Raw genomic sequence first — 13,379 nt, 5'->3', positions numbered from 1 at the left:
CCGATTAAAAAAAAGTATCTTTGCAAACCTGCTATTCTTCATCAAAAGTAATTGACCGGTATGGATAACGAACAAATAAAAATTCTCCTGGTTGACGATGAAAAAGACGTCCTTGAATTTCTGGGTTATAATCTGAAAAAAGAAGGTTTTCAGGTTTTTACAGCCCGAAACGGAATGGAAGCCGTTAAAGTTGCCAAAACAGAATGTCCTCATCTGATAATTCTTGATGTGATGATGCCTGAGATGGACGGCATGGAAGCTTGCAGGGAAATCAAACAAATTCCCCAATTGCAAAATGCCGTAATAATTTTTCTGACAGCCCGCGGTGAAGATTATTCCCAGATTGCCGGATTTGAAGCCGGTGCCGACGATTATGTTACTAAACCAGTTAAACCCAGAGTCTTAATCAGCCGTATTCAGGCTTTGCTCCGGAGGTTTAAAACCGAAACGGGTAGCGCCTCATCGTTGCAACTCAAAGACATGGTTATTGATAAAGAAAGATTTATTGTCGAAAAAAACGGGACAGAAATTATTTTACCCAAAAAAGAATTTGAACTTCTGATGCTCCTTGCTTCAAAACCCAATAAGGTATTCACAAGAGAAGAAATTTTTGCCAAGGTTTGGGGAAACGATGTAATTGTTGGTGACCGGACTATTGATGTCCATGTGCGCAAAATCCGTGAAAAAATTGGCATTGATAACATCAGAACCGTTAAAGGAGTAGGTTATAAATACGAGGAATAATGAAAAATGATTATCCGTTTTTCTGCCTAAAAAGTATAAAACCATAATCTATGAAGAAAAATATTAATGATTCTTTTATGATACATTATTTTTTCAACAAAGCAGGCTCTGCGGTTTTCTCTGCGGTTTTCTCTGCGTAATTCTTCCCGTCCTCTGCGGTAAAAAAGATTTAAACCGCGGAGAATTGCTGAGTTTTTCGCAAAGGAGCGCAAAGAAATTTTTATTAATAAATTTCTTTAGGTAAGATATCAGATAATCATATAATGAAATATTCCAACCCGAAAATCCTGGCATTCATAAACGCAAGTTTAGTTGTAGTGGTTTTCATCCTTTGCTTCTCCCTTTTTAAACTGGTTATTGGCATTTCGTTAGAACTTGCAATGCTGATAACGGCTTTGGCTATTTTGGGCTTTTCTTATTTTTTCTTTTATTATTCGTTGCAGCGCTTCATTTTAGACAGAATCAGGCTCATATACAAAACCATCCGGCACCTGAAAGTTCCTGAAAATGCAAAAAAGAAAATAGCTTTAAAATCGGATATTGAAGAAGTTAACCAGGACGTAACCGAATGGGCGAAAGAAAGAAGCAAAGAAATTGAGGATTTGAAAACGCAGGAATTGTACCGAAGAGAATTTCTGGGTAATGTTTCGCACGAACTGAAAACGCCAATTTTTAACTTGCAGGGATATGTGTTAACCCTGCTCGACGGCGGGCTGGAAGACCCCACTATCAACCGTGAATACCTGAAGCGCACCAATAAAAGTATAAACCGCCTGATTGCCATAGTAGAAGATCTCGAAGCCATTGCGCATCTCGAATCAGGGGAACTTAAAGTCAATTTTCAAAAATTTGATGTTGTTTCTTTGTCAAGGGAAGTACTTGAATTTCTCGAGATAAAAGCCAAAAAGAAAAAGATGTTTATTACCCTCGACAATGGTTCCGACAAACCAATCCCGGTGAGTGCCGACCGTGAGAAAATCAGACAGGTATTTATTAATCTGGTTGATAATTCTATAAAATATTGCGGGGTGGAAGGAGGGAAAACCCGTATCCGCTTTTTTGATATGGACGAGCACGTCCTGGTAGAGGTTACCGACAATGGGGTGGGAATTTCCGAGCAGGAACTCTCCCGTGTTTTTGAACGGTTTTACCGTACCGACAAAGCCCGTTCGCGCGACCAGGGAGGCTCTGGGTTGGGGTTAGCTATCGTAAAACACATTATTGAAGCCCACAAGCAAACCATTAATGTAAGAAGCACCCTGGGCGTGGGTACTACCTTTGGATTTACACTGGAAAAAGCTCGCTAAGATTCGTTATTTTTTTCGTTCAGTAGTATAAAGAACCAATTGCTCCATCGCTTGTAGTGAAGGGCTTTCAGGGAATTGGTGTAAAATATCCAGTGCCGCCTGCCGATACTCTGCCATTTTCTGACGGGTGTAAGCTATTCCCCCGCTTTGGTTTACCTTTTGAATAATTTCGGCTACTTTAACAACATCCCTGTTATGGTTTTTTATGATGTTGATGATTCTTCGTTTTTCAATAAAGGTACTGTTTTCGAGCAGATAAATCAAAGGCAGGGTCATTTTCTGCTCCTTTATGTCAATTCCGTTGGGCTTTCCGGTTTCCCGGCTTTTTTCATAATCAAAAAGATCGTCTTTGATTTGAAAGGCAATACCAACTTTTTCGCCAAAACTGTGCATTTTCTCAACCACAGATGCATCAGCACCAGCCGAAAAAGCTCCGCAGGCACAACAGGAAGCAATGAGAGAGGCTGTTTTTTTACTGATGATCTCAAAATATACGTCTTCGCGTATGTCGAGACGACGGGCTTTCTCAATTTGAAGCAACTCGCCTTCACTCATTTGCCTTGTGGCTTCCGAAACAATTTTTAGCAGGTTAAAATCATTGTTGTCAAGTGATAACAGCAAACCTTTTGAAAGCAGGTAATCGCCTACAAGAACAGCTATTTTATTTTTCCACAAAGCATTGATAGAGAAAAAACCGCGGCGTTCATTGGAATCGTCCACTACATCGTCGTGAACCAGGGTAGCCGTATGTAGCAGTTCGATGAGAGATGCTGCACGAAAAGTGCTTTCATTTATTCCCCCGCAAATATTGGCACTCAGCATCACGAAAAGCGGACGCATTTGTTTGCCTTTTCTGCGAAGGATGTACCTAGTAATATTATCAAGAAGCAGAACATTGCTTTGCATGCTCTTTCTGAAAGATTGTTCAAACGCTTCTAATTGCGTTTTTACAGGGGCTTTAATACCATCCAGCACTGTCATCTTTTTGAATAATTTTCAAAAATACTATTTTTCCATTAAAATTATTTTTTTTAATAAGTTATAAAAAAACAAATAAAATATCAGAAAATCGAAAATATTGTAGTTAATTTATGCCTTCAATCATTAAGTATTAACCTAATAATTCACGACAATGAAAAAGATTGTTATCCTAATGACTATGAGCGTTTTTATTGTTTCAGCTTTCACTTTAAATGCTCAGAAAGTTAAATTGGTTTCGGGCGACCCCGCCCAGTTGAAGGCTGAAAAAGAAATTCTGATTTCGTTTTCTTACGATGGAATGGCTGTAGGAAAATTTGATAAGGAAGATGAATACACTAAGAGTAAAGTTGAGGAGTACAACAAAAAGGAAGCTGGAAAAGGCGATAAATGGATTGTTGCATGGAATAATGATAAAAAACAAAAGTTTCAGCCGGGATTTGAAACTAACTTTAATAATTTTCTTGTTAATAAAGGTATTAAAGTAAGTTCTGATTTTAAAAAGGCAAAATATACTATGATTGTACGTACAGTTTTTCTCGAACCAGGTTTTAATGTTGGAGTTGTCCGTAAGGATGCAAGCATTGACATTGAAGTTACCATTATTGAAACTGCAAATCCTAAAGCAGAAGTGGCTAAATTCACCGTTAATAAAATTGCCGGTGGAGGTGCAGCGGGTTTTGATTTCGATTCGGGTTACCGGTTGCTGAAAGCTTATGAATTTGCAGGAACAATTGTTGCCAAATATTTTGCAAAAAACGTGTATAAATAATTTTTTTCAATCCGGTAAATTAAGGCATGCTGTTTTAGTATGCCTTTTTTATTAAAAATAATTATTCAAATTACAATTTCATTTTTCAGCCGTAAAAACGGCATTGTTCAATGCAACATGAAAATTATACTAAAACGCTTCTGGCTGCAGCTTGAAAAACCTGCCCAAGCCTATTTTGCATTGAAACAAATTATTCAAAAATATTGTATCTCTTTTGCAATTTTTTAATTTTGCAATTATTAATCCTTTTGTAAAAATACAAATAAACATTTTAATCAAAAAAAAGACTCAGTTTACACGCATTGATGAATTGATGCTTTACAATGAAAATATAATAAAAGGAAATTTTATTTAGCAAGGATATTATACAAAAACAAACTTAAAGATTGACTAATTATCAAACACTTGAATATGAAAAAATTAATTTTGTTGTTGTTCGTTTTTGTTTTGTGCGAAACGACAACCCATGCACAAAACACCATCAGTGAAATTTTTACGACTACTGATATTGTTTTTTACGGAATTGACTTCTCCCATGTAAAACTGATTGGTTCGACAGGTTTTACAGATGTACCCAAAATTAAAGACATATATTTTGAATCCATTAATAATTTGATGGTAAATGAAAAAGAAAAGTTTTGTATTGGTAAATTTATCAGAAAAAAATCTGTGGAATACGATTTAACGGTTGTAAAAGCTCAGAACCAGCTTTCGGACGTAAACAACCTGGTTTCGGATAATCCCGACGACCGGCTTACCTTGAACGAAAATATCGTACAACAAATAGTATCAGGATATAAGGTGGGCGATAGAACCGGCATTGGCATTGTGTTTATCATGGAAAGCCTCGATAAAGCAGGCGAAAAGGCAAATATGTTTGTAACATTCTTTGATATAGCAACCAATAAGGTGCTTATTACGGAAAGAATAACCAGCAAACCCGGAGGCATCGGCTTCAGGAACTACTGGGCAAACTCCATCCTGAATGCGATGGAAAAGACCGGGAAACGATATGGAGCATGGAAAAAAGAAAACATGCCAAAATAAAAAAAACACTCAACTTGAGCGTTTATTATTATGATCTTCCTATACCATCTTTGCCGGGTTAACCCAGAGTGTAAACTGCTCATTGGTAAGCAAACCCAATTCAATGGCGGCTTCACGCAAAGTTTTACCTTCTTTATGGGCTTTTTTGGCAATTTTAGCCGAGTTTTCGTATCCTATATGGGTATTTAATGCCGTTACCAGCATCAGTGAGTTTTCAAGGTTCTTTTTGATAAACGGCAGATTAGGTTCTATACCAATGGCACAGTTATCGTTAAAGGAGACACAGGCATCACCAAGCAAACGGGCTGATAGAAGCAGATTATAAATCATTACCGGCTTAAAAACATTCAACTGGAGGTGTCCGTGGGTTCCGGCAATGGTAATGGCAGCATCGCAACCAATCACCTGGGCACAAACCATCGTCAGGGCTTCGTTTTGGGTAGGATTTACCTTCCCAGGCATGATGGAAGAGCCTGGTTCATTCTCCGGAAGTTTTATTTCTCCTATGCCGCAGCGGGGACCCGAAGCGAGCAGACGGGTGTCGTTAGCTATTTTCATCAGGCTTACAGCCAAAGTCTTTAAAGCCCCGGAAGTTTCCACAATGGCATCGTGTGCTGCGAGAGATTCAAATTTATTGGGAGCCGTTTTAAACGGATAACCGGTAAGCTCACTTATTATTTTTGCTACCAGCACATCGTAACCTTTGGGCGTGTTGAGTCCGGTTCCTACGGCAGTTCCACCAAGGGCAAGCTCCGAAAGATGATCCAAGGTGTTATTTAAAGCTTTGATGCCATGTTCCAGTTGCGACACATAGCCCGAAAACTCCTGTCCCAACGCAAGCGGAGTGGCATCCATCATGTGAGTGCGACCGGTTTTTACAATATCTTTAAAAGCCTCCGATTTAGCCGCAAGGGTATTCTTCAGTTTTTCCACTCCGGGAAGAGTGCATTCCATTACCATTTTATAAGCTGCGATAGACATTGCCGTAGGGAAAGTGTCGTTGGATGACTGACTTTTGTTGACATCATCGTTGGGATGGATGAATTTTTTCTCATCTCCCAGATTTCCGCCATGCAACACATGGGCACGATTGGCAATCACTTCGTTCAGATTCATGTTGCTTTGGGTACCGCTTCCTGTTTGCCAAACAACCAATGGAAACTGGTCGCTGAGCTTACCTTCCAGAATTTCGTCGCATACCTGGCAGATAAGGTCGCATTTTTCTTTGGGAAGGACACCTAACTCGAAATTGGTGAGTGCAGCAGCTTTTTTCAGGTAAGCAAAAGCGTAAATTATTTCGCGGGGCATGCTGCCATCGCCTATTTTAAAATTGTCTTTCGAACGCTGGGTTTGTGCACCCCAGTATTTGTCGGCAGGAACTTCCACGGTTCCCATCGTGTCCTTTTCAGTACGGGTTTTCATGGCAAAAAAAATTAATTACCCTACAAAGATAAAAAATTTTGTAAACCTTCAAAAGTCTAAAGGACTAAAGTTTGTTTCGTTTGAACTCTTTTTTAAAACTCTTCCAGGTGCTTCGCACTCTGGAAGGTTTAAATATTCCCAAATTCCATCAGGTATGCCTTGATGAAAGCGTTCAGTCCGCCGTCGAGCACACCCTGAGCATCGGAGGTTTCACAACCGGTTCTGACATCTTTTACCAGTTTGTAAGGGTGCAGTACATAACTGCGTATTTGCGAACCCCATTCTATCTTTTTCTTGTTGCTTTCGATTTCTGCCTGGGCTTCCCTTCGTTTACGCAATTCTATTTCGTACAACTGTGAACGCAGCATCTGCAATGCTTTCTCGCGGTTTTGCAATTGCGAACGGGTAACCTGACATTCAATGACGATGCCGGTAGGCTCGTGCTTCAGCCTGACTGCTGTTTCTACTTTGTTTACATTCTGCCCGCCGGGACCGCTTGAGCGGAAAGTATCCCAGGTGATGTCTGACTGATTTATTTCTACTTCAATATTATCATCAACAACAGGATAAACATACACCGAAGCAAAAGAGGTGTGGCGGCGGTTGTTGGCATCGTAAGGCGAAAGCCGTACCAGGCGGTGCACGCCGTTTTCACCTTTGAGGTAACCGAAGGCATAATCACCTTCGAACTCGAGGGAAACAGATTTCAGTCCTGCCACATCGCCTGGCTGGAAATCGAGTTCCTTCACCTTATAGCCATTAAGTTCACCCCAGCGAATGTACATTCGCATAAGCATCTGTGCCCAGTCCTGACTCTCTGTGCCACCTGCACCAGGATTAATGTTTAAAACAGCACCAAGAATATCTTCCTCGTTACGGAGCATATTCCGGAACTCAAGCTCTTCTATCAGTGTAAGCACTGAATTGGCGACTGTTTCCAGTTCGGCTTCGCTACCTTCGCCTGCTAAGTAAAAATCGTTTAAAATTTGCAGGTCGTCGAGGCGGTCTTTTGCCTGTTGCCAGGAATCTGTCCATTTTTTCTTTAATTGAATAGATTTTAAAACCTGTTCAGCAGCTTTTGGGTCGTCCCAAAAACCGGAAGCCTGCGTAAGAGCTTCCTCGTCGGCAATTTGTTTTAGTTTGCCATCCAGGTCAAAGGAACCTCCTCAGGTCGTCTAACCTTTTCTGTAATTCTTTTATGTTGGTCATCGTTTATATTTTAGTACCTAAAGTACTTTAAGCATTTCAAACTTTAGCTTACTTTAAGCATTTTAATGGTTTCCCAAACTAATCCGGTTTCATATCCATGCGACATGGCATAAGTTGCCAGTTTGCCATTTCGTGTGAAATCATCTTCCTCGTGCAGTTCAGCAGCTTTTTTAACGAGCAGTTGTTTCAGTGCTTCGCGATAATCCTCAGGGCTGATTTGTTGGAGTGCAAAAGTAATATCTTTTTCGTTGATATGTCGCTTGCGAAGTTCATCCGCAATTTTTAACCTTCCCCAGCATTTCATCCGGAATTTTCCACCGGCAAACACCTCGGCAAAACGAGTATTGCTAAAGAAATTCTCCTCCTTCAACTGCGACATAACCCGGGCAATATCTTTAGCATTTAGTTCCCATTCGCCGAGCTTTGCAAGTATTTCGAACTCGCAACGCTCCTGATATGCACAGAATTTCTGCAATTTCACCAGAGCCGTTTTCCTATCCATCGGCAAGCAATTTGTCCACCAGAGCCGGAACGCCAACACCGGCTTTTTCTTTAATGTGATAAAGATTGCGGATATGATTTGCCGTAACATCATTGGGATCTACGATATATTTGGGACGGTCGGGGTAAACATAGTTGAGTAAACCTGCAGCAGGATACACGTTAAGAGAAGTGCCAATGACAAGGTAAATATCTGCCTTTTCACTTATTTCGGCGGCAGGAACAATGTTGGGCACCGCTTCACCAAACCAAACGATATGTGGACGGAGCTGGCTCCCCTTTTCGCATTTGTCGCCCCAGTGCAGTTCCCATCCGTCGAGGTCGTAAACCAGGTTTTCGTCCACCGTACTACGGACTTTCTTCAGCTCTCCATGCAGATGGAGGACATTTTTGCTGTCGGCACGTTCGTGCAGATCGTCCACATTCTGGGTGATGACGTGTACGTTAAACTTTTCTTCGAGTTGCGCCAGGGCATAGTGAGCGGCATTGGGCTGTACCTGGTACAACTGTTTGCGGCGCTGGTTGTAAAAATCTAATACAAGTTTTGGATTACGTTCCCATGCTTCGTAGGTAGCAACATCTTCCACACGGTACTCTTCCCAGAGTCCGCCGCTGTCGCGAAAGGTTTTGATGCCACTTTCGGCACTGATGCCTGCACCAGTGAGTACTACAATGGTTTTCATTCGTAAATATTTTGTACAAAAATAGAAAATTTAAACGGATAATAAACCGACCTCGACTACGCCCGGCCTGGCCCGACATTTTTTAACCATTAAGGAGCACTAAGTTATGAGAAAACCGGCTATGCCGGTCAATTATTGGGTTTCCCGGTTAGCTTTTGCCTACTTTAAGCAACTCATTGATTTGTTTCAGGTAGGAATTCTCCTGTTCGAGCATAAAATTGCGCTGGCGAAGCTGTTCAAGCTCCCTTAGCAGTGCCGGATATTCGGTTACGGAGGTGGCAGACTGAGGCTGGGATGCAAGGTCAAGGAAAAAATTATGCCCAAGCTGCTCTGAATATTTACGGATATAGCTGATTTTCATGTCGGACGAGCGAAGCATGCGGTAAACACCCTGTGGGGTGAAGTTCATGCCTGTTGCCAGTTTATGAATAGAAATCCGGTGCTCGTAGCAGTATTCTTTGATTAGTTTTCCGATGTGTATGCTCATGACGAAGGGGTTTTTAACAAATACAAAGATAGTAAAAATAACTGCAATGTTTAAATTTGTTGATAGAATGTTTAATTTAATTAACTGAATGTTTATTTACACAATCTGGAAATTTATATTGGGAAAATGTTTATTTAATATTACAAACAGGATATTTAATAAAATTAACTGGAAGTTTATTACTGCAAACTGGAAGTTTATATATATAAACAGAATATTGTTTTATATAAACAGGATATTTAATGATTTAAACTATATGTTTACAATTTATGAAACATTAAAAGAACGCATCATAAATAAAAGATACAACCGACACTTTTCATTGATACAATTCTTACTTTTGAAAGTAATTGGGCAAATAGAATGTCGTATATCAGAAAAGAATGGAACACAGATTCCATGGATAAAACAGATAAACGCTGATAAAAATATAAAGAGATCTAAAATTCGTTGGCATCAGCAAAAATCCCCGTGTTCTATTCCTGAGTTGTTTAAATTCGATTATACGACAATTGTTTGGTGTTCATTATTTATAATGGCGGGTACAGGTTTTTGTAGTTATTACCGCTTTGAACTATTTGTGTACTTTACGAATAAATTCTTCTATTTCCGGAACTCCACCCTGATAAACAAGATAGCCATTGTAAGGCTCGCGTTCGGTAGTTTCATAGTTGATAGGAGTAAGCATCATACGCCTTACTTCTTCAGGGTCGTTGGTTTGTCCAAGCACCCATCCTAATTTAATATAGGCGGCTTCGGGAAGCATATTTTCGGTAGGGATGATGCCTTTTGCCATCAGGTCGCGGCCGGTATCATACACAAACATGTGCACATAACCCCATAAGGTCTGTACAGTCATATACATGTGCACACCTTTCTTTGCTGCACGTTCGATAGCAGGATATAGCGGTTTATTAACATGTCCCAGCCCGGTGCCCGCAATGATGATGCCTTTGTATCCGTTGTCAACCAACGAATCTATCATATCGGGCTGCATGTTTGGATAGTAATATATGATGGCTACTTTTTCTTCGAAGTAAGGTTTAATGGTTACTTTTTTGTCGTTACGGCGATGATTGTAAATTTCCTTGATAGGTTTAACTCCCTGGCGGGTAACGGTAGCTACCGGGGTATCGCCAATGGTACGGAAAGTGGAGCGATAGGAAGAGTGCATCTTACGAACACGTGTTCCGCGATGCAGGAAACCGTATTCGTCGGAAGTAGGTCCAAACATACATACCATTACTTCGGCAATGTCGCCATGTCCGGCTGCGGTGGTTGCATGCATAAGATTCAGGGCAGCATCGCTACTCGGACGGTCGCTCGAACGTTGAGAGCCTACCAATACGATAGGAATGGGTGAATCTTGTACCATGTAAGTAAGCGCAGCAGCGGTATGATGCAGGGTATCGGTACCATGTCCGATTACTATCCCGTCAATTCCGTTTTCTATTTCTTTGCCAATGGCAATTGCCAGTTTCTTGTACTGTTCTGGTCCCATGTTTTCGCTGAATACTGCAAACAGTTTTTCTGTTTTCAGGTTACAGATTCCGGCAAGTTCGGGTACGGCTCCGTACAGTTCGCCCGGCGAAAAAGCAGGGATAACGGCTCCGGTACGGTAATCGAGGCGGGAAGCAATGGTACCACCGGTTCCAAGCAGTTTTACACTCGGCAATCCTGGAGTATAGGGAAATTCTCTTTCGGGTATCTTGTAATTGGCTTTTTTATAACCGGTTTCCTTCATATCAATGATGGTATGAATATCAATACCCACATTATATCCGGTAGGAATTTTTAATACGATATGTTTATCGTCGTCGTTTTCTGCACGTGGCAACACCGTCCCGGTAAAGGTACCACGACGGGTGTTTACAACGGTTTGACCCCAAACACGTACATTAAAATTTTTCAGCACTTCGAGGGCTGATCCCTTATATCCCTGGAAAAAATCTTCGTTCATTCTATTTGTTATTTGAAGTTTGAAGTTTCAGGCTTGCCTTTACCGGCAAAATCTGAAAACTTTTTACTTATGCCATTTCTATAATTTAAAATTATAAACTTGAAACTATTTCTGAAAACTCAGTTAAATTTACATTTCCAACAGCCTGGCTGTTTAATTGTCCCATTATCCAGTTCTTTTCTACATGTTCATTCAATTTGGAAACATGTATTTCGGCAAATTTCTTTTTCAAAAAAGGAACCTTAGCCAGCAAATCTTCTTTGGTAATATGTTTGAAACCTATGCTTACCAATACCGAATCAAAATCCATTTTGGGATGCTGATAAATTACCGGTATCATGCGTTTTGCCAGTTGCAGATCCAGTTTTTTATCTAACAGATAACGGAACATGGCAAAAATAACTTTGCAATCAAACTCTAAAGCCGGGGTATTATGACCTTCTACATATTTTAAAGTATGACCGAAGAAAGTACCAACAAAAGATGGATTAATATTCAGTTCGTTAATTATTTTTTCGATGAGTGGGAAGAGATTTTTCTTCAGGATGTAAGTGTAGGTATCTTCCGGAATGCCCCATTGTACCATTTGCTGGTAACGATCCATCACTTCGCTCGGAAGATTTTTCTTCAGTCTTTCGATATACTCGTCTTCAAGAGGAATAGGAGCAGAGTCGGTATCGGGATACATACGGTCGGCACCGGGAAGTACACGTTCAAAAATGGTAGTACCATCGTCAAACGACTTGCGGGTTTCTTTGGGAACACCTTCAAATGCCATCAATGCCCGTTCTTCTATGGTTTCCAATGCTGTTTTGATGTCTTCTTCCGGTCCCCAGAATACGATTTGGGCATCGTTTTCACCGGCATGTAATAATTCTTTCAGTTTGCCGTAATCATCTTTTGTAAATATTTTTTCCAAAGATTCCGAATGGGTCATGTTTGGCTTTTCGAGGCAGGCGATAACTTTCAGCCTGTCGGTAAACTCATCGGCAAACACTTTCCCCGGTTGATCAAAATGAGACAACATTCCATGGAAACCCGGGAGGTTTACAGCAACGAATTTGTATTTTTTACTCTTAGCATCTTTTACAATCGCATTCTTCGATGCAAATCCGTTTATTTCGAATATCTGGGATTGTATTTTCCAGTTTTTATAATCGGGTATCCGTTTCAGTAAAGTTTCGCGGATGTGTAACAATGCCCATTGACGGAAACATTCGTTATGGGTAAGTTCAGGTATCCAGCGGGTATGGGCTACACCTTTTATTTCCACCCTGGTTCCGCCTTTGCAACTTACGTTTACATCTTCCCTGCCAGCGCCTATTCCGGTACGAACTTTTCCGGTACTGCGGTTCAGGAAACGGATGTAGTTACAGGCTTCCTTTATTTCGTCGGGATTAAGACATTCAGGGTAAGTTACCGTTTCAATCAGGGGCACCCCAAGACGGTCGGTACGGTAAATGCGGGTATGACCTATGTCGGTTACCTCACGGCAGGAGTCTTCTTCAATACTTAACTGGATGAGGCGAATTTTTTTATTTTTTAAGGGTATTTCTCCTTCTACTCCAATGATGGCAGTACGCTGAAATCCGGTAGGGATACTTCCGTCGAGGTATTGTTTACGGGTGATGTGCACTTCGCCCACCACATTCATTTTTGATAGCATGGAAATTTCCAGTGCAATCTCCAGTGCCTGTTTGTTGATGGGGAATGGGGGAGTGTCGTCCACGTCGTAAGTACAGGCGGTTTGGTTCTTTATCCGGTAAACGATCTGTTTGCGGGTTTTAAATTCCATCAGGGCAGTTCCGTCGTATTCGCCAAGTTCGCTCAAAGTTGGGCGCATGTGGCGGATAAGTTCTGCGTCGAACTGATCACTTTTCTGGTAATAGCCGGCAGGGCAGTTACAGAATAGTTTTTTATCGGTTTTTAGTTGCTGATGTACTTCCAGCCCCGACATAAAACCTAAACGATCATATGTTTCTTGTGTAGCTTTTTTGCGTGGAACGTAGCCGATGGCTTTTTTTGTTTCGTTATAATTTACCTTGGCATCAAATGATTTGCCAGCCTTCTTTTTTGCTTCTTGCTTTGTCATTGTGAGTTAAAATAAAAAATCCCTACGATGAATCGGGGGTCAAAAGTAGGGATTATTCTATAAAAATAACAGAACGTGAAAGTAAAATATTACCGTTTTTGTACAGGGGATTGAATACATTCACCGTTAAGATTTTTCATACAGCCGATGCTTCACAGGAGATACCGTCGTAGTCAA

At 40.8% G+C, this 13,379-nt stretch carries 12 protein-coding genes; 4 read left to right on the top strand and 8 right to left on the bottom strand.

Features of this window, described 5'->3' with window-relative positions; genetic code table 11:
- The first annotated feature begins 60 nt into the window (after positions 1–60).
- Both M0R21_03775 and M0R21_03770 read left to right on the top strand, forming a co-directional pair.
- The gene (locus tag M0R21_03775) at positions 61–744 is read left to right on the top strand and encodes a response regulator transcription factor (GenBank protein MCK9616934.1); all 684 of its coding nucleotides are present in this window, start codon (positions 61–63) and stop codon (positions 742–744) included.
- A gap of 263 nt (positions 745–1,007) precedes the next feature.
- The gene (locus tag M0R21_03770; protein ID MCK9616933.1) at positions 1,008–2,051 is read left to right on the top strand and encodes an ATP-binding protein; all 1,044 of its coding nucleotides are present in this window, start codon (positions 1,008–1,010) and stop codon (positions 2,049–2,051) included.
- A gap of 6 nt (positions 2,052–2,057) precedes the next feature.
- Here M0R21_03770 and M0R21_03765 read toward each other — a convergent pair whose 3' ends face one another.
- Entirely contained in the window at positions 2,058–3,032 is a 975-nt protein-coding gene (locus M0R21_03765) for a polyprenyl synthetase family protein (GenBank protein MCK9616932.1), read from the bottom strand.
- Between the two features lie 151 nt (positions 3,033–3,183).
- Here M0R21_03765 and M0R21_03760 point away from each other — a divergent pair, with 151 nt between their 5' ends.
- Together M0R21_03760 and M0R21_03755 are read left to right on the top strand one after the other, a co-directional pair.
- Positions 3,184–3,801: a hypothetical protein gene (locus tag M0R21_03760; protein ID MCK9616931.1), complete on the top strand. Its 618-nt coding sequence runs from the start codon at positions 3,184–3,186 to the stop codon at positions 3,799–3,801.
- Between the two features lie 411 nt (positions 3,802–4,212).
- Positions 4,213–4,848, top strand: a complete 636-nt coding sequence (locus M0R21_03755) for a hypothetical protein (protein ID MCK9616930.1) — start codon at positions 4,213–4,215, stop codon at positions 4,846–4,848.
- Positions 4,849–4,887: 39 nt separating this feature from the next.
- On the opposite strand, the gene fumC is transcribed toward M0R21_03755, so the two are convergent.
- The 7 genes from fumC to gatE form a co-directional block, all read right to left on the bottom strand.
- Entirely contained in the window at positions 4,888–6,270 is a 1,383-nt protein-coding gene (gene fumC, locus M0R21_03750) for a class II fumarate hydratase (GenBank protein ID MCK9616929.1), read from the bottom strand.
- A gap of 128 nt (positions 6,271–6,398) precedes the next feature.
- A protein-coding gene (prfB, locus tag M0R21_03745) for a peptide chain release factor 2 (protein MCK9616928.1) occupies positions 6,399–7,479 on the bottom strand; the annotation gives its coding sequence in 2 pieces (ribosomal slippage) (positions 6,399–7,424 and positions 7,426–7,479; 1,080 coding nt in all).
- A 43-nt stretch (positions 7,480–7,522) separates the two neighbouring features.
- Positions 7,523–7,981 (bottom strand): RecX family transcriptional regulator, encoded by a 459-nt coding sequence (locus tag M0R21_03740; protein ID MCK9616927.1) that lies wholly within the window; start codon positions 7,979–7,981, stop codon positions 7,523–7,525.
- On the bottom strand, positions 7,974–8,663 hold the full coding sequence (locus tag M0R21_03735; protein MCK9616926.1) for an NAD-dependent deacylase: 690 nt from the start codon (positions 8,661–8,663) through the stop codon (positions 7,974–7,976). The genes M0R21_03740 and M0R21_03735 overlap by 8 nt, the downstream gene beginning before the upstream one ends.
- A gap of 148 nt (positions 8,664–8,811) precedes the next feature.
- On the bottom strand, positions 8,812–9,150 hold the full coding sequence (locus M0R21_03730; protein ID MCK9616925.1) for a hypothetical protein: 339 nt from the start codon (positions 9,148–9,150) through the stop codon (positions 8,812–8,814).
- A 574-nt stretch (positions 9,151–9,724) separates the two neighbouring features.
- Positions 9,725–11,110: a Glu-tRNA(Gln) amidotransferase subunit GatD gene (gatD, locus tag M0R21_03725; protein MCK9616924.1), complete on the bottom strand. Its 1,386-nt coding sequence runs from the start codon at positions 11,108–11,110 to the stop codon at positions 9,725–9,727.
- A 91-nt stretch (positions 11,111–11,201) separates the two neighbouring features.
- Positions 11,202–13,202 (bottom strand): Glu-tRNA(Gln) amidotransferase subunit GatE, encoded by a 2,001-nt coding sequence (gene gatE, locus M0R21_03720; protein ID MCK9616923.1) that lies wholly within the window; start codon positions 13,200–13,202, stop codon positions 11,202–11,204.
- Positions 13,203–13,379 lie beyond the last annotated feature (177 nt).

This window comes from Lentimicrobiaceae bacterium (assembly GCA_023227965.1).
Classification (GTDB): Bacteria; Bacteroidota; Bacteroidia; order Bacteroidales; family JALOCA01; genus JALOCA01.
Note: the sequence above shows the minus strand (reverse complement) of the source record. Positions and strands in the feature narration are given on the sequence as shown.